17 protein-coding genes are annotated in these 20,238 nt (G+C 72.8%); 7 read left to right on the top strand and 10 right to left on the bottom strand.

Annotated elements, in window-relative coordinates; all coding sequences use genetic code 11:
* Nucleotides 1–87 precede the first annotated feature (87 nt).
* The gene (locus ACIBNE_RS07170; RefSeq protein ID WP_399270445.1) at nt 88–1,752 is read left to right on the top strand and encodes a class I adenylate-forming enzyme family protein; all 1,665 of its coding nucleotides are present in this window, start codon (nt 88–90) and stop codon (nt 1,750–1,752) included.
* 34 nt (nt 1,753–1,786) lie between these two features.
* Here ACIBNE_RS07170 and ACIBNE_RS07165 read toward each other — a convergent pair whose 3' ends face one another.
* Nucleotides 1,787–3,055 (bottom strand): M6 family metalloprotease domain-containing protein, encoded by a 1,269-nt coding sequence (locus tag ACIBNE_RS07165; protein WP_399270444.1) that lies wholly within the window; start codon nt 3,053–3,055, stop codon nt 1,787–1,789.
* Between the two features lie 294 nt (nt 3,056–3,349).
* Here ACIBNE_RS07165 and ACIBNE_RS07160 point away from each other — a divergent pair, with 294 nt between their 5' ends.
* Both ACIBNE_RS07160 and ACIBNE_RS07155 read left to right on the top strand, forming a co-directional pair.
* On the top strand, nt 3,350–4,006 hold the full coding sequence (locus ACIBNE_RS07160) for a TetR/AcrR family transcriptional regulator (RefSeq protein ID WP_399271256.1): 657 nt from the start codon (nt 3,350–3,352) through the stop codon (nt 4,004–4,006).
* 76 nt (nt 4,007–4,082) lie between these two features.
* Nucleotides 4,083–5,573, top strand: coding sequence for an MFS transporter (locus ACIBNE_RS07155; protein ID WP_399270443.1), 1,491 nt, complete (start codon nt 4,083–4,085; stop codon nt 5,571–5,573).
* Nucleotides 5,574–5,613: 40 nt separating this feature from the next.
* Here ACIBNE_RS07155 and ACIBNE_RS07150 read toward each other — a convergent pair whose 3' ends face one another.
* Nucleotides 5,614–6,180, bottom strand: a complete 567-nt coding sequence (locus ACIBNE_RS07150) for a MarR family winged helix-turn-helix transcriptional regulator (protein WP_399270442.1) — start codon at nt 6,178–6,180, stop codon at nt 5,614–5,616.
* A gap of 109 nt (nt 6,181–6,289) precedes the next feature.
* Here ACIBNE_RS07150 and ACIBNE_RS07145 point away from each other — a divergent pair, with 109 nt between their 5' ends.
* The gene (locus tag ACIBNE_RS07145; RefSeq protein WP_399271255.1) at nt 6,290–7,063 is read left to right on the top strand and encodes a dioxygenase; all 774 of its coding nucleotides are present in this window, start codon (nt 6,290–6,292) and stop codon (nt 7,061–7,063) included.
* Between the two features lie 65 nt (nt 7,064–7,128).
* Here the strand turns inward: ACIBNE_RS07145 and ACIBNE_RS07140 are convergent, their stop codons facing one another.
* The 3 genes from ACIBNE_RS07140 to ACIBNE_RS07130 form a co-directional block, all read right to left on the bottom strand.
* Complete coding sequence (locus ACIBNE_RS07140; RefSeq protein WP_399270441.1) at nt 7,129–8,166, bottom strand: questin oxidase family protein; 1,038 nt, start codon at nt 8,164–8,166, stop codon at nt 7,129–7,131.
* Nucleotides 8,167–8,238: 72 nt separating this feature from the next.
* Nucleotides 8,239–8,904: a Uma2 family endonuclease gene (locus ACIBNE_RS07135; protein WP_399270440.1), complete on the bottom strand. Its 666-nt coding sequence runs from the start codon at nt 8,902–8,904 to the stop codon at nt 8,239–8,241.
* Between the two features lie 159 nt (nt 8,905–9,063).
* Nucleotides 9,064–9,576: a GNAT family N-acetyltransferase gene (locus ACIBNE_RS07130; RefSeq protein ID WP_399270439.1), complete on the bottom strand. Its 513-nt coding sequence runs from the start codon at nt 9,574–9,576 to the stop codon at nt 9,064–9,066.
* Between the two features lie 154 nt (nt 9,577–9,730).
* Here ACIBNE_RS07130 and ACIBNE_RS07125 point away from each other — a divergent pair, with 154 nt between their 5' ends.
* Complete coding sequence (locus tag ACIBNE_RS07125; RefSeq protein ID WP_399270438.1) at nt 9,731–10,732, top strand: RNA polymerase sigma factor RpoD/SigA; 1,002 nt, start codon at nt 9,731–9,733, stop codon at nt 10,730–10,732.
* A 142-nt stretch (nt 10,733–10,874) separates the two neighbouring features.
* On the opposite strand, the gene ACIBNE_RS07120 is transcribed toward ACIBNE_RS07125, so the two are convergent.
* Complete coding sequence (locus ACIBNE_RS07120; RefSeq protein WP_399270437.1) at nt 10,875–11,840, bottom strand: helix-turn-helix transcriptional regulator; 966 nt, start codon at nt 11,838–11,840, stop codon at nt 10,875–10,877.
* Nucleotides 11,841–11,901: 61 nt separating this feature from the next.
* Here ACIBNE_RS07120 and ACIBNE_RS07115 point away from each other — a divergent pair, with 61 nt between their 5' ends.
* A complete protein-coding gene (locus ACIBNE_RS07115; RefSeq protein WP_399270436.1) occupies nt 11,902–13,422 on the top strand; it encodes an MFS transporter in 1,521 nt (506 codons plus the stop codon).
* 95 nt (nt 13,423–13,517) lie between these two features.
* Here ACIBNE_RS07115 and ACIBNE_RS07110 read toward each other — a convergent pair whose 3' ends face one another.
* The 4 genes from ACIBNE_RS07110 to ACIBNE_RS07095 form a co-directional block, all read right to left on the bottom strand.
* Nucleotides 13,518–14,330 (bottom strand): maleylpyruvate isomerase family mycothiol-dependent enzyme, encoded by an 813-nt coding sequence (locus tag ACIBNE_RS07110; RefSeq protein ID WP_399270435.1) that lies wholly within the window; start codon nt 14,328–14,330, stop codon nt 13,518–13,520.
* Nucleotides 14,331–14,437: 107 nt separating this feature from the next.
* Nucleotides 14,438–15,178 (bottom strand): DUF6227 family protein, encoded by a 741-nt coding sequence (locus ACIBNE_RS07105; RefSeq protein WP_399270434.1) that lies wholly within the window; start codon nt 15,176–15,178, stop codon nt 14,438–14,440.
* Between the two features lie 143 nt (nt 15,179–15,321).
* Entirely contained in the window at nt 15,322–16,398 is a 1,077-nt protein-coding gene (locus tag ACIBNE_RS07100; protein ID WP_399270433.1) for a P1 family peptidase, read from the bottom strand.
* 127 nt (nt 16,399–16,525) lie between these two features.
* Complete coding sequence (locus ACIBNE_RS07095; protein ID WP_399270432.1) at nt 16,526–17,662, bottom strand: low temperature requirement protein A; 1,137 nt, start codon at nt 17,660–17,662, stop codon at nt 16,526–16,528.
* A 307-nt stretch (nt 17,663–17,969) separates the two neighbouring features.
* Here ACIBNE_RS07095 and pflB point away from each other — a divergent pair, with 307 nt between their 5' ends.
* A complete protein-coding gene (pflB, locus tag ACIBNE_RS07090; protein WP_399270431.1) occupies nt 17,970–20,237 on the top strand; it encodes a formate C-acetyltransferase in 2,268 nt (755 codons plus the stop codon).
* The last annotated feature ends 1 nt before the right edge of the window (nt 20,238 follow it).

Here is a 20,238-nt window from a genome sequence, read left to right as displayed (position 1 = left end):
CACGCACGCCGTGCGGGGCCCCCGGCCCGCAGCGCCGGACCCGAGGGGCGCTTGACCGGAGTCTCCGGGCGGTCCTAGCTTCGGGCGGTGGCCGATCTCGAAGCGCTGAGCAGACTGCTGACCTCGCCCGGTGCCCCCTTCGCCGTGCGGCGGGGCGACGACGGGCGGCTGGAGTACGCCGACGGGCCGCGCACCCTGCGGGAGTTCGCCGAGACCACCTGGGCGTACGGCGAGCGGCCGTTCCTGATCGCGGCGGGCCGCACCCTGTCGTACGGGGAGTTCTTCGCCGCCGCCTGCGCGCTCGCCCGGCGTTTCACCGAGGTGTACGGGCTGCGCCCCGGGGACCGGGTCGTCGTCGCGATGCGCAACCACCCCGAGTGGCAGATCGGCTTCTGGGCCGCGCAGTTGGCCGGGCTCGTCGCCGTGCCGCTCAACGCCTGGTGGACCGAGGCCGAGTTCGCGCACGCGCTCGACGACTGCGCGCCGCGCGTCCTGTTCGTCGACGGGGAGCGGCTGCCGCGCGTCGCGGCGTGGGCCGCGCGGGCGGGCGCGCACGTGCTCGTCGCCCGTCACGACGGGGACGCGGTGCCCGCGCGCACCGAGCGGTACGAGGACCTGCCCGCCCCCGACCCCGCCGCGGGCCCGCCCGACGTGGACGTCCTGCCGTCCCACGACGCCACCATCCTCTACACCTCGGGCACCACGGGACGCCCCAAGGGCGCCGTCGCCACCCACCACGCGCACGCCGCCGCCCTCGCCAACCCCCGCTACTTCGCGGCCCTTTCGGCGCTCGGGCGCGGCCGGATCCCCGGCCAGGGGCCCGCGCCCGTCTCGCTGCTCACCTTCCCCTTCTTCCACGTCGCCGCCTTCACCGGCTTCTACGCGACGATGGCGGTGGGCGGAACGCTCGTCCTGCTGCGCAAGTGGGACCCGGACGAGGCGCTGCGCGCGATGCGGGCGCACGCGGTCACCCACTACGCGGGCGTGCCCACCACCGCGCTCCAGCTCCTCGACGCGGCCGAGCGCTCTGGCGACCCACTGGAGACGCTCGCCCTGTTCAACACCGGGGGCGCGGCGGCCCCGCCCGATCTGGTCGGCAGGCTCACCGCGCGGCACGGCGAGCGCATCGAGCCGCGCAACGGCTACGGACTGACCGAGACCCTGGGCGGGGTGACCGCCAACTTCGGCGCCGAGTACCGCGCGCACCCGGGCAGCGTGGGTCGCCCCTCGCCCGCCACGGAGGTGCGGATCGCCGGGGCGGACGGGCGGGCGGTGCCGGACGGCGAGGTGGGGGAGCTGTGGCTGCGCGGGCAGTCGCTGGTGCGCGGCTACTGGCGCGACGGGGCGGCCACGGCCGAGGCGTTCACGGCCGACGGGTGGTTCAGGACCGGGGACCTCGCGGTGCTCGACGAAGGCCGGGTCTCGGTGGTCGACCGGATCAAGGACATGGTCGTCAGGGGCGGCGAGAACGTGTACTGCGTCGAGGTGGAGGCGGTCCTGCACGCCCATCCGGACGTGCTCGACGCGGCGGTGCTGGGCGTGCCGCACCCGGAGCTGGGCGAGGAGGTCGCGGCGGTGGTGCGGCTGCGGCCCGGCGCGCGGACCGGGGACCCGGAGCTGCGGGCGCACGTCGCGGAGCGGCTCGCGGCCTTCAAGGTGCCGGCGCGGATCCACGTACGGGACGCGGAGCTTCCCAGGAATCCGACCGGGAAACTCCTCAAGCGGACGCTCAGGGACGAGCTGGCGGGCTAGCCGCAGGGCCGGTCGCGGGGCCGGCCGCGGGGTTTCACGACCGCGTCACCCGCACCCGGTGCGTCCCGTCCGGCGCGTCGGCCAGCACCGCGATCCGCACCCCGTTCGCCCGGTCCACGAAGGTGTCGCCCGGCTGGTAGGGCGCGTCCGACAGTTCGGCGTTCACGTTGGGCCGCCTGGTGCACCCGCCGCTCTCGCGCTCGCTGTCGGAGACGGTCACCGGGCCCTGGCCCGTGTCGACGTCCGACTCGACGCGGTAGATCAGCACGCCGGGGCGGCAGACCGCCTCGTCGTTGCCGCCCCTGGTGCGCACCTCGACCGCGTACCCGGACTCGCCGTCCAGCGGGACGAACGCCAGCTTGGCGCCGCCGCGCCCGGCCAGCGGGGTCAGCCGGTGCTCGCTGGTGCCGGGCGCGGACGCGCAGCTGATCTGGTCCGAGTCGAGCCAGCCCAGCTTCCACTTGTGCCAGCCGAGCAGGTCGTTGTTGGCCCCCCAGTCCTCGGACATGATGTCCCAGTGCCCGACGGAGCCGCCGCCCTCCATCGTGTAGAGGTCGGGCAGCCCGAAGACGTGGCCGTTCTCGTGCGGCAGGACGCGGTAGCCGGTCTCGCGGTACGTCCCCGAGCCGTCGTCCTGGCGGCTGTAGACGAACGAGGTGTTGGTGAGCGGCACGCCGTCGGCGTGCGGGGCGTCGGTGTTCCCCGAGAAGGTCACGGACAGCACGGTGTCCAGCGCCGAGGGCCCGGCGTTCGGCGTGATCAGCACGTTGAGCAGGTCGTACGCGGAGAAGTCCACCCGCCGGTCGGCGGCGGCCACGATGTCCTCGACGAGGCCGCGGTAGCCGGGCTCGTAGGGCGCGCCGCGGTCGAGTCCGTACTCCGTGAAGGCCTTCGGCATCCGCAGCCACTTCCGCAGCGGGGCGTAGGGGCGGTAGTCCATGCGCCCGTACGAGCTGGTCCTGAACCACTGCGAGGTCTGCGGGAAGAACTCGCCGAACCGTTCCATCGCCGTGCCCTCGCCCGGCGCGTCGGGGAAGTCGACCATCAGGTTGAGCGCGCGGACCCGGCCCGTGGAGGGGGCGTAGCCGGGCGGGGTCGGCAGGCCCTCCGACATCTGGATGCCCGTGGTGGCCGCGATCCGGCAGGGCGCGAGGGCCCGCTCGCCCTCGGGGGCGGCCTGGGCGGGGCCGGCCGTCGGCTGCGGGGGGAGCGGGACGGCCGAGCTCGCGGTCAGGGCGACGGCGAGGGCGCAGCCCGCGACGAGACCGCTGCGTATCCGGTGGTGGCGGGGCCGCTGCCGCATGTCGCGCGCCTTCCGGTCGAAGTGCCACCGCAGGTCAGCGGTGTTCGCGTACGGGCTCTCAGCCTGTGTCGGGTGCGGCGGGGGCGCGCGCTGGGTGGCCCGATCGTGGCGCCGCGCAGGCGTGTGACTCAGGTCACGTCGAACGGCGGAAATAACCGGGGAGCCGTTCCCCGTTTGGACCTGTGTCTCCGCGAAACGGGGACGGACTCCCCGCTTACCGGGAGTTCCCGCACACGTACGAGGAGTGCCGCAGTGAAGGCCGTACCGACCGCCTCCACCGGGGCGAAGAGCCCCGTGGGGACCCCGGCCGCGCAGGACGCGGGCCCGCGTCGCGTACCGCGACCCCGGGCCGACGCCCTGCGCAACCGGGAGCGGATCGTCACGGCCGCGCGCGAGATGTTCGTGGAGTTCGGGCCCTTCGCCCCGCTCGACGACGTCGCGCGCCGGGCGGGCGTCGGCAACGCCACGCTCTACCGGCACTTCCCCGACCGCGACGCCCTCGTCCACGGCGTCGTGCTCGCCGTGATGTCCAGCGTCAACGACCAGGCGGAGCGCGCCGCGGCCGAGGAGGCCGACACCTTCGACGCGCTCGTCCGCTTCGCCCACGCGGCGGCCGGCGAACGCATCGGCGCCCTGTGCCCGATGCTCAGCAGCGGCTTCGACGGCCACCACCCCGAGCTGGTCGCCGAGCGCGCCCGCCTTGAGGTGTCGGTCCAGGGGCTGGTGACCCGGGCCCAGGAGGCGGGACGGCTGCGCACCGACGTCGCCGTCGGCGACCTGATGGTCGCGCTCTCCCAGCTCACCCGCCCGCTGCCCGGCGTCGGCTGCCTGGACATCGACCAGTTCGTCCACCGCCACCTGGCGATCTTCCTGGACGGGCTCCAAGCGCCCGCACGCTCCGCGCTGCCCGGCAAGGCGGCCACCTTGGAGGACCTGCGCAGCGACCCCTGAGCGACGCCCGCCCCCACTTCACTTCCCGCTCTTCCACATCCTTCGCGATCCTTCGCACCACAAGGTGGCTCCACGCATGTCTGAAACAGATCCCAGGCGCTGGAAAGCGCTGATATTCATCGCGCTCGCCCAGCTGATGGTCGTCCTCGACTCGACCATCGTGAACATCGCGCTGCCCTCCGCCCAGCAGGACCTGGGCATCTCGGACGGCAACCGCCAGTGGGTCATCACGGCCTACGCCCTGGCCTTCGGCGGCCTGCTGCTCTTCGGCGGCCGCATCGCCGACCTGTGGGGCCGCAAGCGCGCCTTCGTGGTCGGCCTGGTCGGCTTCGCCGCGGCCTCCGCGCTCGGCGGCGCGGCGACCGGCGAGGCGGCCATGCTCGGCGCCCGCGCGCTCCAGGGCGCGTTCGGCGCGCTGCTCGCGCCCGCCGCGCTCTCGCTGCTCGCCGTGATGTTCACCGACGCCAAGGAGCGCGCCAAGGCGTTCGGCATCTACGGCGCCATCGCGGGCGGCGGCGCGGCCGTCGGCCTGATCCTCGGCGGCTTCCTCACCGAGTACCTGAACTGGCGCTGGACGTTCTTCGTCAACATCCCGTTCGCCGTGATCGCCGCCGCGGGCGCGTACTTCGTGATCCGCGAGCCCGAGGGCGGCCGCAACCGCTCGCCGCTCGACATCCCCGGCGTCCTGCTCTCCACCCTGGGCCTCGCCGCCCTGGTGTACGGCTTCACCCGCGCCGAGTCCCACGGCTGGACCGACGGCTCCACGCTCGGCCTGTTCGCCGCGACCGTCGTCCTGCTCGGCGCGTTCGTGCTGGTCGAGGCGAAGGTCAAGCACCCGCTGCTGCCGCTGCGCGTGCTGACCGAGCGCAACCGCGCGGGCGTCTACCTCTCGCTGGGCCTCGCGATCATCGCGATGTTCGGCCTGTTCCTCTTCCTGACCTACTACCTCCAGGTCGTGAAGGGCTACTCGCCGGTCAAGACGGGCTTCGCGTTCCTGCCGATGGTCGTCGGCATGATCATCGGCTCGACGCAGATCGGCACCCGGCTGATGACCCGCGTCCCGGCGCGGATGCTGATGGGCCCCGGCTTCCTGACGGCCGCCGTCGGCATGCTGCTGCTGACCCAGCTGGAGGTCGGCTCCTCGTACGCCGGTCTGATCCTCCCGGCCCAGCTGCTGCTCGGCCTCGGCATGGGCACGTCGTTCATGCCGGCCATGTCCCTGTCGACGCACGGCGTCGAGCCCAGGGACGCGGGCGTGGCCTCCGCGATGGTGAACACCTCGCAGCAGGTGGGCGGCGCGATCGGCACCGCCCTGCTGAACACGATCGCGGCGTCCGCCACCACGGCGTACATCGAGTCGCACAAGGCGACCGCCACCGACCCGAAGACGCTCACGTTCGAGTCGATGGTGAGCGGCTACTCCGCGGCCATCTGGTGGGCCGTCGGCATCCTGGTGGCCGCCGCCGCGATCGCGGCGACGTTCATCAACGCGGGCAAGCCCGACCTCCACGAGAAGGGCGGCGACGGCGCCGAGGACGAGCTGAAGGTCCCGGTGATCGCGCACTGAGCCCCGTACCCGTACGAGGCCGTTCCTGCCCTGGTTCCGCTCAGCGGAGCCAGGGCAGGTCCGCGTCCGGGTGGCTCTTCTCCGGCTGGAGGGCCTCGGCGACGATGTGCATGATCTCGCCGAGCTGCCGGGTCTGCTCGGGGGTGAGCCGGTCGAAGATCGCCTGGCGCACGGCGGAGACGTGGCCGGGCGCCGAGCGGCTGAGCATCTCGAAGCCCGCGTCCGTGAGCACCGCGTTCTGCCCGCGCTTGTCGGACGGGCAGTCCTCGCGGCGCACCCAGCCGTTCTTCTCCAGCCGCGCGATGGCGTGCGAGAGCCGGGACCGGGTGATCTTGGCGTCCTTGGCCAGCTCCGTCATCCGTCTGCGGCGGCGCGGGGACTGGGAGAGCTGGACGAGCAGTCCGTAGTAGATGTGCGGCATGCGCGCGTCGCGCTGGAGCTGGCGGTCGAGGTGGTCCTCGACGAGTGTGGTGGCATGGCGGTAGGCGCGCCAGACGCACTGTTCTTCGTCGGTCAGCCAGCGCGGCCCGGCGCCCGGATCCGTGTCCGGATCCGTCCCGGGTCCTTCGTGCGCCCTGCCGCCGCCCTCGGTAGGTGCCGTATTCATGTAACCCACTCTACGGGTTGTTCTTGAAAGTTGAACTAGCTACGATCTGTTGAAGTAAAGCTTGAAGTTTCAAGAAGGCCGGACGGCCTTCAGGAAGGTCGTGGTCGCCATGGCCCGCATGCCCGCGCTCTACCTCTCCCACGGTGCTCCGCCCCTGGCCGACGACGCCCTCTGGCCCGGCCAGCTCGCCGCGTGGTCCGCCGAGCTGCCCCGCCCCACCGCGATCCTGATGGTCTCGGCGCACTGGGAGGAGGCCCCGCTCGCGCTCTCCGCGACCGAGGACGGAGTGCCGCTCGTCTACGACTTCTGGGGCTTCCCCGAGCACTACTACCAGGTCAGGTACGACGCCCCGGCGGCTCCCGGCCTCGCCGAATCCGTCCGCAAGCTGCTGCGCGCCGCCGGGCGCCCGGTCCAGGACGTGCCCGACCGGGGCCTGGACCACGGCGCGTACGTACCGCTGGTGGAGATGTTCCCCGGCGCCGACGTCCCCGTCCTCCAGGTGTCGCTGCCCACGCTCGACCCGCAGGAGCTGATGGAGATCGGCCGGAGGCTGGCGCCGCTGCGCGACGAGGGCGTGCTGATCGTCGGCAGCGGCTTCTTCACCCACAACCTGGCGGCGCTGCGGTCGGCCGGGGTGCCCGGCTGGTCGACGGAGTTCGACGCGTGGGGGCGCGAGGCGCTGGAGCGCGTCGACGTGGACGCGCTCCTGGACTTCGAGCACCGCGCCCCCGCGGGCCGTCTCGCCCACCCCCGCACCGAACACTTCGCGCCGTTGTTCGTGACGCTGGGCGCGGCGGACGCGGCGGGGGAGCTGGGGACGGCGAAGTCGGTCATCGACGGGTTCTGGATGGGTCTCGCGAAGAGGTCGGTGCAGTTCGGCTAGGCCGCGCGCCGTGGACGCCGGTCGCCCCGACGGCAGCCTCGCCGGTCGCCCCGACGCCCGGCCCGCTAGAGCGCGGGCTCGTTCAGCTCGATCGACCGGACCGCCGCCGCCAGCGCGACGTCCCCGCCGACGTCGAGCGCGGTGTCCGTGAACTTGATCGTGTGGTCGTCGCCGTGCAGCGCCGCCCGCTCGAAGACCTCCTCGGGCGTGAGCGGGGTGCGGGCGTACGGGGCGGCCTCGGCGGGCGCGTACGCGGCCGTGACCGCCGCGCTCGCCGCCCAGGCCGCCGCCAGGCTCGGCGCCCACAGTTCGCGGGGGAGCGCGGGCAGGGCGCGCAGCACGGCGTTGGGCGCCGTCGCGGCGTGCACCAGCATGACCGGCTCGCCGTGGCCGTGGGTGGCGTAGCGGTGGGTCGCGGCGGTGACCAGCTCGGTCAGCAGGGCGCGCGCGGCGTCCGGGTCGGGGGCGGTGCCCCACGCGGGAAAGGCGGAGAGCTGCGCGAGGCGGTGCACGATGCCCCGGGACTGGTCGGGCACGCGGGGCACGGCGTCCAGCGCGGCGCGGGCGCTCGGGGCGGCGTCCAGCGCGGTGAGCGGGGGGAGGGGCTGGTGGCGTGCGGCCCAGTAGCCCAGGCCGTGGGCCAGCTCGGTGACGCGGGGCGCGGTCGCGGCGCCCTCCAGGAGCGTCCGCACGGCGTGGCCGACGCGGATCACGGGGTGGGTGGCGCCCGCGGCGATGCCGGGCAGCAGGCGCGGCCACCACTCGGCGAGCACCTCGCGCCAGGGCCGCTCGGCTGTCTCGCGCTCGAAGTACCGGGTCCAGTCGCCGATGCGGGTCGGGTCTCCCAGGGCCTCGCGCCAGGTCGCGGCGGTGATGCGGGCGCTGGTGCCGGGCATGTCCTCCAGCTTGGCCCGGTAGTGGTCGAGCCACCGGTGGACGACCGGCGCCTGCCCGTTCCGCACCAGTGCCTCGACGGCCATGGGCGCGTGGTTGCTGAGCCAGCCCTGGCGTTCGGGCCCGGCCGCGTGCAGCCGCTGGAGCGCCTCGTCGAGGGTGCCGGAGGTGTCGGGGATACGGGTGGAGGTCTCGCCCTTGGTGTCCATGGGCCGACGGTAGGGCGGCGGGGGAAGGCTCGGTAACGGTCTGCGGCCCTAGACCGGCCCCCGGCCTCTGCCCTAGTCCTTCGGGCGGACCGGCCCGGTGATGTCCTCGGTGACGGCGAAGCCCTTGAGGGGGCCGTCGGGGACGGTGACCCCGGTGCCGTACGGGACGCGGTGCTCGCCCACCCAGTCGCCCTTCTTGGGGTTGGGCCCGGTCAGGACGGTGACCGTACCGCCCTCGTCGTGGCTGTCGACCAGCACGTACACGGGGATGCCCGCGCGGGCGTACTCGCGGCGCTTGCGGGCGCGGTCGCGCTGGCGGTCGCGGTGGCCGGGGGAGACGACTTCGACGACGAGGGCGACGGCGGAGGCGTTGAACCCCAGGCCGTCCTCGTCGAGGTGCGGCTCGTCGTCCTCGGGGGCGACGATGATGTCCGGGATCCAGACCTTGCGGTCGTGCACCACGTTGAAGTCCTGGTAGGCCGCGTACTCGCTCTCGGCGAGGAACGCGTCCAGGGCTCGACGCAGACGGTTGTGGATCCTGCCGTGGTTGGCGCGGCCGGTGGGTGACACCTCGATGGCTCCCTCGATGATCTCGGCGCGGAAGCCCTCAGGGAGTTCCATGGCCTTCCACGCCTGCCAGAGAACCTCGTCCAGGTCGGGAACGTCGGGAACGTGACGAACGGGGGACTCCGGCACGGTGGCCTCGATCTCGGGTGCCTCGTGGGCGAGAGCGGTCATGGTGCAGCACCTCCTCCTTCAGTGTGGGCGTGTGCGTCCTAACGGCACAAGCGACATCGGGAAGGTAAGGGGCGTACGACCGCCTGCGCGGGGGAACGGGTGATCGCTTCACCCGGACCGGTGAGGGGGCAACGTTTCGGCGCCGCCCCCTCGCGGTGCTCAGAGCTTCTTCTCGTACCAGGCCACGTCCCAGTACGCGCCGAACTTCCGGCCCACCTCGCCGTGCGTGCCCGTGTGGGCGAAGCCGAAGCGTTCGTGGAGGCGGACCGAGGCCTCGTTGGGGACCGTGATGCCCGCGTACGCGCGGTGGACGTCCTCGTCGGCCAGGGCCTCGAAGAGCGCCTTGTACAGGAGCGTGCCGACGCCCCGGCCGCCCGCGTCGGGGGCGCAGTAGACGCTGACCTCCACGGAGGTGGCGTACGCGGCCTTGGGGCGGAACGGGCTGCTCGTCGCGTACCCCAGAAGCCGGTCATTCTGGACATCGCGAGCAACCAGGAGGCGGTGGGGGCCGTCTTCAGGGTGGGAGAGCAGCCAAGGGCGGCGCTCGTCGGGAGTGATCGGCTCCGTGTCGAATGTGATCGCCGTCTCACGGATGTAGTGGTTGTAAAGCTCCGTGAGGGCCGTCAGATCGGCCTCCGTACCCGGCCTGACCTGCACTTCCATCTGTGACATCGGAATCCGTCCTCCTCGTGTGGCGGCACAGGGTACTGCATGATCGCAAAATTCAATGGGCGGCATGGGAATTCTGTCCGGATTCCAGTCGTTGTTTCCATCGGATGCAGGGCACCCGAGAGGGTGTCGCGACCTACTCAGCAAGGGAGCACGCATGGCAACCCGTGCCGTCGCCCGCCGTCAGTCCGCCACCGAGGGGACCAGCCGGGCAAGCAGCGCTCGCGTCGTGGGCGGGGAGATCGCCGACCGCGACCTGGTCGGCATGTATCTCGACGAGATCGCGCGCACGCCCCTGCTCGACGCCGCCAAGGAGGTCGAGCTCTCGCAGACCATCGAGGCGGGTGTGTACGCCCGGCAGATACTCGACGGCGAGATCGCGGACAGCGATGCGGGCGGCGCCTCGCGCGAGGAGCTCCAGGCCCTGGCCGACGAGGGCGAGCGCGCCAAGGACGTCTTCATCCGTTCCAACCTCCGCCTCGTCGTCGCCGTCGCCCGGCGCTACCCGAGGGCGGGGCTGCCGCTCCTGGACCTGATCCAGGAGGGAAACGCCGGTCTCGTACGGGCGGTTGAGAAGTTCGACTACGCGAAGGGCTTCAAGTTCTCGACGTACGCGACGTGGTGGATCCGCCAGGCCATCACCCGGTCGATAGCCGACCAGTCGCGCACGATCCGCCTCCCCGTCCACCTCGTCGAGGAACTCGGCCGGATCCGGCGCGTGCAGCGGGAGTTCAACCGCGAGCACGGCCGCGACCCGGAGCACGCGGAGATCGCCGCGGAGCTGGGCGCGAAGCCCGAGCGCGTCAGCGACGTGCTCGACTGGGCGCGCGACCCGGTCTCGCTGAACATGTCGGTGGACGACGAGGGCGAGACCCAGTTCGGCGACCTCCTCGAAGACACCTCGGCGGTGTCGCCCGAGCAGTCCGTGCTGACGCTGCTGCGCAGCGAGGAGCTGGACGGGCTCATCGGCAAGCTCGACAACAGGACCGCGTCGATCATCAAGATGCGGTACGGGATCGAGGACGGCCGGGAGCGGACGCTCACGGAGGTCGGCAAGGAGCACGGGCTGACGCGGGAGCGGATCCGGCAGATCGAGAAGCACGCGCTGCTGGAGCTGAAGAAGATGGCGCACGACACGGGCTTCGACGCGGTGGCGTAACGCCGCGCGGCGGGCCCCCGCGCCCCGAGAACGGCCCCGGTACCCCTCCCCCCCCCGGTACCGGGGCTTCCCCCTGCGCGAAGGAGGGCCCCCTGCCCCCGCGGCGGCCAGCGCCCCGCCCCGCGCCCCTTCCGGCGCGCTCCTACTTCGCCGCCGCCCGTGCGAGGCGCCCGCTCAGCCCCCGTACGTACTCCCGCAGCTCCGCCGGCCCCCGGACGGTGAACTCGCAGTCCACCAGCGCCAGCCGCACCGCCAGCCACTCCACCGAATCGCTCGACGTCGCCCGCAGCCGGCAGCCCCCCGACTCCAGCGCCTCGGGCACCCCCAGCGTCCCCGGCAGCCGCGCCGCCACGAACTCCGCCGGCGCGTCGAACACCACGTCCACCTCGTGCTCCGGCCGCCCCGACCGCGCCAGCGACGCGCCCAGCAGCTGCGCCGCGTCCTGCGTCGGCAGCTCGCGCGGCGCGAACCGCGCCCCCGTGGCGAACGGCTCGCTCACCCGGTCCACCCGGAACGTCCGCCAGTCCGCCCGGTCCAGGTCGTACGCCACCAGGTACCAGCGGTACCCCGTCGACACCAGCCGGTACGGCTCCACCTGCCGCTTCGACGGCGTCCCGTCCCCCGCGCGGTACGCGAACCGCAGCCGCTCCCGCCCCGTCACCGCCCCCGCCATCACCGTCAGGGTGCGCGGGTCGACGGACGCGCCGTCGCCCCTGGTCAGCGGCAGCGTCGCGTGCTGGAGCGTGGAGACGCGGTGCCGCAGCCGGGCCGGCAGCACCTGCTCCAGCTTGGCCAGGGCCCGTACGGACGCCTCGTCCACGCCCTCGATGGCGTGCCCCGCGCCAGCCCGCAGGCCGACCGCGATCGCCACGGCCTCCTCGTCGTCGAGGAGCAGCGGCGGCATCGCGGCGCCCGCGACCAGCCGGTACCCGCCCACCGCGCCCTTCGACGCCTCCACCGGATAGCCGAGGTCGCGGAGCCGGTCGATGTCGCGGCGGATCGTGCGCGCGCTCACGGACAGCCGCTCGGCCAGCTCGCTGCCGGGCCACTCGCGCGGAGTCTGGAGCAGGGACAGGAGATTCAGCAGCCTTGCCGGGGTATCGGTCATGGACCCAGGGTGACGGTTAATTGGGACACGATCTGACCTAATGGCGGTCTAACTTCTTCCCATGACCTCCTCACCCCTCCCCGCAGAGTCCGTGCGGCCCACGGACCGGCAGGACCGCCGCAGGTGGTTCGCGCTGGCCATCGTGATGACGGCGGCCTTCATGGACCTCGTCGACGTCACGATCGTCAACATCGCGATCCCGAGCATCCAGCAGGACACGGGCGCGACGCTCAGCGCGATCCAGTGGATCACCGCGGGGTACGCGCTCGCCTTCGCGGGCGGGCTGATCACCGGTGGCCGCCTCGGCGACATCTACGGCCGCAAGCGGATCTTCCTGATAGGCATCGCGGGCTTCACCCTCGCCTCCGCGCTCTGCGGCTTCGCCGCCGGTCCGGAGATGCTCGTCGCCTCCCGCGTCCTCCAGGGCGCGATGGCCGCGCTGATGGTGCCGCAGGTGCTGTCGATCGTGCACGCGACGTTCCCCGCGGAGGAGCGCGGCAAGGTCTTCGGGCTCTTCGGCATGGTCGTCGGCCTCGGCGCGGTCTCCGGACCGCTGCTGGGCGCGCTGCTCACCGAGTGGAACATCTTCGGCCTCGAATGGCGCCCGATCTTCCTGATCAACCTGCCCGTCGGCATCGCGGGCCTGATCCTCGGCACGAAGTTCATCCAGGAGTCGAAGGCCCCCAAGGCGCTCAAGCTCGACCTGGTGGGCGTGGTCCTGGTGGTCGCCGCGCTGATGGCGCTGGTCTACCCGCTGACCCGGGGCCGCGAGCTGGACTGGCCGCTGTGGGGCTTCGTCCTGATGGCCGCCAGCCCCGTCCTGTTCGGCGCGCTGGTCGCGTACGAGAGGGCGAAGGCGCGGCGCGACGGGTCGCCGCTGATCGAGCTGTCGCTGTTCAAGGTGAAGAGCTTCGCGGCGGGCATCGCCGTGCAGCTGACCTTCGGTCTCGCGCTCGGCGTCTTCTTCCTGGTCTGGACGCTGTACATGCAGGTCGGACTCGGCTGGAGCGCGCTGAAGGCGGGCGCGACGGGCATCCCGTTCTCCATCGCGGTGTCGTTCGCCGCGGCGATCTCCGTACAGAAGCTGGTGCCGCGCTTCGGCCGCAAGGTGCTTCAGGCGGGTGCCGCGACGATGGTGGCGGGGCTGCTGCTCTACATCGCGCTGGCCTCGCACTACGGCCTGGACATCGCGCCCTGGCAGATGGTCCCGCCGCTGGTCGTGATGGGCCTGGGCATGGGCCTGATCGTCGCGCCGCTGACGGACGCGGTCCTCTCCGAGGTGCCGCGCGAGCACGCCGGATCGGCGTCCGGGCTGATCAACACCGTGCAGCAGATGGGCAACGCGGTGGGGCTCGCGCTGGTGTCGGTGGTCTTCTTCGGCACGATCGACGAGCGGATCGCGCCGACGGAGATCGGGGCGGCGTACGCGAACGCGTTCGAGAACGCGCTGTGGTGGGTCGTGGCGGTGCTCGCGGCGATCTTCCTGCTGATGTTCGCGCTGCCGCGGAAGCCGAGGCAGCACGCGGAGGCCGAGGCGGCGGGCGGGGCGCCCGCGAAGGAGCGGGAGTCGGTGCTCGCGTAGTCCGGCCGGGAGGGTACGCCCGGCGTGTGCTCCACTCTCCCGCGGTTCCCCGCGCCCCTTCGGGGGCGCGGGGGATTCGCCGGTTCGCGGGGGAGCTACGGATTGGGCGCGAGCTCGAAGAGGCGGGGGAGGAGTTCGCGATCCCCGGCCACCCCCATCCGCTCCGCCGGCACCCGGCCCCAGAGGAACAGCAGCAGCTCCGCCGCCCCGCCCGAGACCGTCACGTCGGCCGCCTCCGCCCCGCCCTCGGCGACCCGCACCTCGTCGCCCTCGAAGGACACGGTCCAAGCGCCACCGCCCCCGTCCGTGCGACGGAAGGCGAACCGCTCGCCCCCGCCCCGCGGCGCACTCCCCATCGCGCGCCACCCCGGCACCAGCAGCCCGAAGTGCAGCCCCACCGCCTCAGCGGCCAACTCCGCGTCGATCGGCGCGCGTTCGCCCAGCGCGCCCTGGGCGTCCCAGCGGTGCACGGCCGCCTCGACGGTCTGCACGCGCAGCCAGAACCCAGCCGTGTGGTCCGCCGACCACGACCACACCGGATCGTCGTCCGAGCCGCTCCGCAGCAGCTCCTCCAGCGCGGTGGCCCCGCGCGCGAACCAGTCGGGCAACTGGGGGTGGAGCGGCCCGGTGTGCGGCCCCTTCGCGGGATCGGGCCAGCCCGTGAGGTCGGCGGGCAGTTCGAAGAGCGTCAAGTCGGAGGTGTCGGGCGGCACCTGGAGGCGGTCGCGCAGGATCCGGGCCACGAACCGGTGCACACCGCCCAGGTGGGCGGCCAGGTCGGCGATCGACCAGCCGGGGCAGGAGGGGACGAGGGGCGCGGCGTCGGCGCGCGCCGCGGTGCGCAGCGCGGCCTCGAAGTCCCGAGCCTCGCGGTGGAATCGGGCGACGTACTCGTCTGCGTGCTTCATGCTCCCAGAGTGACAGGGCCCCGCCCTCCGGGGGACTCCCGGACTCCCGGACTTCTGGACCTCCGAACTCCCGAACTCCTGGAGGGCCGGACCTCCGCCGCCCCGCGTCAGCGCACCTGCGCCCGGTGCTCCATCGCCTGGCGCGCGGCGCGCTCGTCCCCGTACACCTCGCACATCTGGCGGCCGTCGGGGGTGGCCGTGTGCTCTATCTCCCACAGGCTCGCCTCGCTGCCGTCGAGCAGCAGGAACGCGTGCTCGTACAGCGTGAAGCCGGCCTCCTTGCCGCCGACCACGCACTGCCTGCCGTACACCCGCGTGATGTGGTGGGCGAACGCGGCCCGCAGCCGGTGCGACAGCTCCCAGCCCGGCCGGTCCTCGTTCTCCGCGCGGCGCAGCACCCGGCGGGCGTGGTCCGCGGAGTTGTCCGGCACGTACATCCGGGGCAGCGGCGCGGGCGGGGCCGACATCAGTGCGGCGAGCACCTCCAGGTCCGACTCCGCGTCCTCGTCGGGGAACGCCACGGACCCGGGGAACGCCGCCGCGAGCCGGGACGCCGCGAGATGCGCCTCGGCCTCCTCCTCGTACACCTCGTACTGCGGACCGTCCTGGCCCGCCGTGGAGTGGATCAGCTCCCACAGGCTGAGCGCGCTGCCGTCCGCCAGCAGGTACGTGTGCCGGTAGGTCTCGCGCTGGAGGCTCTGGCTGTGGTGCGAGGAGTGCAGCGCGCTGGCGTGGGCCAGGGCCGTCTCCAGCCGCTCGACCGTCGCGTCGGACAGGTCGAAGGAGTTGAGGGCCCGACCCAGGAGTCGCGAAAGGTGTTTCTCCGTGGTCTCGTTCGGATCGTTCAAGGTGCTCTCTCCAGGCAGTCGCCGTCGCTGCGTGTCACTCAATGCGTGCTTAAGGTAGTACCTGGGTCTGACAACGCGTCCCGGGTTCGGAAAAACGCGGAGGGGCCCCGGAAGGTTCCCGCAGCCCCAACGCCCTGTCGCGGTCATCCCATTCCATACAGCTCCGTGTACGAAGGAAACGTTCCACCCGGCCCCTCGATCCCCTCCGCCGCCCGCAGCGCCTTCACGATCGCCCTGGTCACCAGGTCCGCGCCGACCGCCAACACCGCGTTCAGCGCGAGCGGATCGCCGTGCGCCAGGGGGCGCGCGCCGGTGGCGAGCGCGAAGACCGTGTCGCCGTCGTTCAGCAGGTGCACCGGCCGGAGGGCGCGCGCCATGCCGTCGTGCGCCGTCCCCGCGAGCTTCTGCGCCTGCGCGCGCGTCAACTCCGCGTCCGTGGCGACCACCGCGAGCGTCGTGTTGAGCGGCCGCGCCGAGAAGTCCGCCCGTGCGGGCGTCAGTTCGGCGAGCCGCCGCGCCGCGTGCGCGTGCACCCCGGGACCGGGGTACGCGGGCCGCCCCGCCAGGTACTCCCCGTACAGCACGCCCGTCAGCGGATCGACCGCCGAGCCCGCCGCGTTCGCCACGACCAGCGCGGCCACCGTCGTCCCGTCGGGCAGGACCGCGCTGGCCGTCCCCACCCCGCCCTTGACCAGGCCGACCACCGCGCCCGCGCCCGCCCCCGCGTTCCCCTGCCCGACCGGCGCGCCGTCGCCCGAACCGGCCGCCGCCGCCACCGCCGCGTACCCGGTCGCCGCGTCCGGCCTGGCCCGCCAGTCGCCGCCGCGCCCCAGGTCGTAGACGCAGGCCGCGGGCACCACCGGCACGACCTGCTCGCGGCGCGGACCGACCCGAACCCCGCGCCCCCGCTCCTCCAGCCAGGCCATCACCCCGCCCGCCGCGTCCAGCCCGTACGCGCTGCCGCCGGTCAGCACGATCGCCTCCACCCGCTGCACGAGGTTGCGCGGATCCAGCGCGTCCGTCTCCCGGGTGCCGGGGCCGCCGCCCCGCACGTCCACGGCCGCCACCGCCCCGCCCTCGGGCGCGAGGACGACCGTGGTGCCGCTCAGCGCCCCGGCGCCCGGCACGCGCGCGTGGCCGACCCGCAGGCCGGCCACATCGGTCAGGGCGTCGAGCGGCCCGCTGCGCGGCGCGTGGTCCCGTACGTCATGAGTGGCCATGGGGCCCATGCGTACCACGGGAGTCGCGCGCAGGGACCGCGCGTGCGGCGAGCGTCACGTCTCCGGTGCGAGGCGGAGGTCACGTCTCCGGTGCGCTGCGGGGCCAGGACTCCGGTGTGCCGCGGAGTCACGTCCGCGGCGCGCGTGCGGCGAGCGTCACGCCCACCGCGACCGTGGCCGCCGCGACCAGCCCCGCCACCAGTACCGCCCAGTGCCCGGCGAACGTCGACGCGAGGACCAGCGCCGCCGCGACCGGCAGCGTGAGCTGCTGCGCTGCGGTGCGCTTGAAGTGCCGCGAGTGCAGCGCCCACACGGCCAGCAGGAACAGCGCGGCGGGGATCGTCACGGCGGCGGACGCGGCGGTCGTGGAGATGTGCGCCTTGCCGTCCGTCTGCTCCACCGCGATCTCGATGCCCGCCCCGATCGCGGCGGCCGAACCGAAGACCAGCACGTGCCCGTAACCCCACAGGAACGCCTGCCGGTTGGAGCGCAGGTGGTCGTGGATCGGCACGGCGAAGTAGATCCAGTACGCGGCGAAGACGATGAGCAGCCCGCCGCCCGCGATCGGCACCAGCCGCCACAGCTCGTCGTGCTCGTTCAGCGCCTCCTGCACGGCGACGGTCGCCGCGGCGATCGTCTCGCCCAGCACGATGATCGTGAACAGCCCGTACCGCTCCGCGATGTGGTGCGGGTGCCAGGGCGTCTGGTGGTCGCGCTCGGCGAGCGCGGGGACGGACAGCTCGCAGAGGAAGAGGGCGACGAAGGCCCAGTTGCGCGCGGAGTCGGGCACGAGGAGCATCGCGACCCAGCCGACCTGGCACACGGCCACCCCGGCCGCGTACCGCAGCGCGACCCTGCGGTCCGCGCCCCCGGTCGACAGGGCGGCGCGCAGCCACTGGCCGGCGAGGGCGAGGCGCATGACGGCGTAGCCGATGACGCCGACGGTCCAGTCGCCGTTGTCGAAGGCGCGCGGGATCCCGGCCGCGAAGATCAGCACGCCGGTGATCTGCACGAGGGTCATGACGCGGTACGGCACGTCGTCGCAGTCGTAGGCGGAGGCGAACCAGGTGAAGTTCATCCACGCCCACCAGACGGCCGCGAAGACCGCGAGGTAGGCGGCGAGGCCGTGGCCGAAGTGCCCCTCCGCGACGTCGTGCACCAGGCGGGCGCCCGCCTGGGCGACGGCGACGACGAAGCACAGGTCGAAGAAGAGCTCCAGCGGGGTGGCGGCGCGGTGCGCCTCGGTGCGGCTGCGGGGAGCCATGCGGGGGGTTGTGCGGACCATGCCCGTCAGGACAGCAGAGGCGGGCGGGGCGGGGGAGCGGTGGCGCGCGGCGGGCGGGTTTTTCGTACCGGGGTGGGGGTACGGAACATTATTTGTGAATGCATTCACAAGCGAACCATGGTCCAAAGTCCTTGCCGTAACCGCAGGTCAGCGGCTTTCCTTCAGAGGATCGCGGCGAAAAGAGGGACCTTGGGCCCCGCGCTGGTGACCATCGGCGAGCCTTTCGGGCGGCCCTCGGGAGTGGAATGGAGGGGAGCGAGAGCACAGCGAGCGGAAGGTGCGCACCATGACCGCGACCCCTGCGGAGAAGACGGCGGCCGGAGCCTGGGAGGGCTTCGAGGGCGGACGGTGGCGGGAGGCGATCGACGTCCGCGACTTCGTGCAGCGCAACTACACGCCGTACGAGGGCGACGGCTCCTTCCTCGCGGGCCCCACCGCGCGCACCACCGCGCTCTGGGGCAGGCTCCTCGCGATGTTCCCCGAGGAGAACGCCAAGGGCGTCCACGACGTCGACGTGCGGACCCCCTCGCGCATCGACGCCTTCGGCCCCGGCTACGTCCACGGCACCGCCGACGACCACGAGGACCTGATCGTCGGCCTCCAGACCGACGCCCCGCTGAAGCGCGCCATCATGCCGGCCGGCGGCTGGCGCATGGTCGAGGGCGCCCTCGACGCCTACGGCTACGAGGCCGATCCCCAGGTCCGCGAGATCTACACGCACCTGCGCAAGACGCACAACGAGGGCGTCTTCGACGCGTACACGCCCGAGATCCGCGCCTGCCGCTCGTCGGGCATCATCACCGGCCTGCCCGACGCCTACGGCCGCGGCCGCATCATCGGCGACTACCGCCGCGTCGCGCTCTACGGCGTGGACCGCCTCGTCGCCGACAAGCGGGACGCCAAGCGCGAACTGGACGCCCAGTGGCCCACCGAGGACGTCATCCGCGCCCGCGAGGAGACCTCGGAGCAGATCAAGGCGCTGGACGAACTGAAGGCCATGGCCCTCTCGTACGGCTACGACATCGCGGGCCCCGCCACCACGGGCCGCGAAGCCGTGCAGTGGCTGTACTTCGCCTACCTCGCCGCCGTGAAGGAGCAGAACGGCGCCGCCATGTCGATCGGCCGCATCGACGCGTTCCTCGACGTCTACCTCCAGCGCGACCTCGCGGCCGGACGCATCACCGAGTCCCGGGCCCAGGAGCTCGTCGACGACTTCGTCATCAAGCTCCGCATCGTCCGCTTCCTGCGCACCCCCGAGTACAACGAGCTCTACAGCGGCGACCCCACCTGGGTCACCTGGTCCCTGGCGGGCATCGGCGACGACGGCCGCCCGCTCGTCTCGCGCACCACCTTCCGCGCCCTCCAGACCCTCTACAACCTCGGCCCGGCCCCCGAGCCCAACCTCACGGTCTTCTGGTCGAGCCGACTGCCCGCCGGGTTCAAGGAGTTCGCGGCGCGCGTCGCCATCGACACCTCGGCCATCCAGTTCGAGTCCGACGAGCTGATGCGCCCCAAGTACGGCGACGACACGGCCATCGCCTGCTGCGTCTCCGCGATGGCGGTCGGCAAGCAGATGCAGTTCTTCGGCGCCCGCGTCAACGTCGCCAAGGCGTTGCTGTACGCGATCAACGGCGGCCGCGACGAGATGACAGGCAAGACCGTCGTCGAGGGCTTCGAGCCGCTGACGGGGGAGTACCTGGAGTACGAGGAGGTCGCCGAGCGCTACGACGCGATGCTGGAGTGGCTGGCGAAGACGTACGTCCACGCGCTCAACGTCATCCACTACATGCACGACAAGTACGCCTACGAGCGCATCGAGATGGCGCTGCACGACCGCGAGGTCCTGCGCACCATGGCGTGCGGCATCGCGGGCCTGTCGGTCGCGGCGGACTCCCTGTCGGCGATCCGGCACGCCAGGGTCAGGGTGGTCCGCGACGGGACCGGGCTCGCGGTCGACTACGAGATCGAGGGCGACTACCCGGCGTACGGCAACAACGACGACCGCGCCGACGGGATCGCGCGGCACGTCGTCCGCGAGTTCATGCGCAAGGTCCGCAAGCACCCCACGTACCGCGACGCCGTCCACACCCAGTCCGTGCTGACGATCACCTCCAACGTCGTCTACGGCAAGAAGACCGGCAACACCCCCGACGGGCGGCGCGCGGGCACCCCGTTCGCCCCGGGCGCCAACCCGATGAACGGCCGCGACGAACACGGCTACATCGCCTCGGCCCTGTCCGTCGCCAAGCTGCCGTACGACGACGCGGAGGACGGCATCTCGCTGACGAACACCATCACCCCCGACGCGCTGGGCCGCACGCCCGACGAACGCGTCCGGAACCTCGCGGGAGTGCTGGACGGCTTCACGGCGAGCGGCGGCTTCCACATGAACGTCAACGTGCTGGACAGGGCGACCCTGGAGGACGCCGTGGAACACCCGGAGAACTACCCCCAGCTGACGATCCGGGTCTCGGGCTACGCGGTGAACTTCATCCGCCTCACCCGCGACCAGCAACTGGACGTCATCAACCGCACGTTCCACGGGGCGCTCTGAG

Origin of the sequence: Streptomyces sp. NPDC050504 (assembly GCF_044458065.1) — a bacterium.
Lineage (GTDB): Bacteria > Actinomycetota > Actinomycetes > Streptomycetales > Streptomycetaceae > Streptomyces.
This window is presented reverse-complemented; position numbering and strand designations above follow the sequence as displayed.

Bases quoted from the DNA above. Each gene is read 5' to 3' on its own strand.
- ACIBNE_RS07120 (WP_399270437.1), bottom strand. From the start codon at position 11,840: ATGACCGATACCCCGGCAAGGCTGCTGAATCTCCTGTCCCTGCTCCAG.
- ACIBNE_RS07115 (WP_399270436.1), top strand. From the start codon at position 11,902: ATGACCTCCTCACCCCTCCCCGCAGAGTCCGTGCGGCCCACGGACCGG.
- ACIBNE_RS07125 (WP_399270438.1), top strand. From the start codon at position 9,731: ATGGCAACCCGTGCCGTCGCCCGCCGTCAGTCCGCCACCGAGGGGACC.
- ACIBNE_RS07135 (WP_399270440.1), bottom strand. From the start codon at position 8,904: ATGACCGCTCTCGCCCACGAGGCACCCGAGATCGAGGCCACCGTGCCG.
- ACIBNE_RS07150 (WP_399270442.1), bottom strand. From the start codon at position 6,180: ATGAATACGGCACCTACCGAGGGCGGCGGCAGGGCGCACGAAGGACCC.
- pflB (WP_399270431.1), top strand. From the start codon at position 17,970: ATGACCGCGACCCCTGCGGAGAAGACGGCGGCCGGAGCCTGGGAGGGC.
- ACIBNE_RS07155 (WP_399270443.1), top strand. From the start codon at position 4,083: ATGTCTGAAACAGATCCCAGGCGCTGGAAAGCGCTGATATTCATCGCG.
- ACIBNE_RS07145 (WP_399271255.1), top strand. From the start codon at position 6,290: ATGGCCCGCATGCCCGCGCTCTACCTCTCCCACGGTGCTCCGCCCCTG.
- ACIBNE_RS07130 (WP_399270439.1), bottom strand. From the start codon at position 9,576: ATGTCACAGATGGAAGTGCAGGTCAGGCCGGGTACGGAGGCCGATCTG.
- ACIBNE_RS07110 (WP_399270435.1), bottom strand. From the start codon at position 14,330: ATGAAGCACGCAGACGAGTACGTCGCCCGATTCCACCGCGAGGCTCGG.
- ACIBNE_RS07140 (WP_399270441.1), bottom strand. From the start codon at position 8,166: ATGGACACCAAGGGCGAGACCTCCACCCGTATCCCCGACACCTCCGGC.
- ACIBNE_RS07095 (WP_399270432.1), bottom strand. From the start codon at position 17,662: ATGGCTCCCCGCAGCCGCACCGAGGCGCACCGCGCCGCCACCCCGCTG.
- ACIBNE_RS07100 (WP_399270433.1), bottom strand. From the start codon at position 16,398: ATGGCCACTCATGACGTACGGGACCACGCGCCGCGCAGCGGGCCGCTC.
- ACIBNE_RS07165 (WP_399270444.1), bottom strand. From the start codon at position 3,055: ATGCGGCAGCGGCCCCGCCACCACCGGATACGCAGCGGTCTCGTCGCG.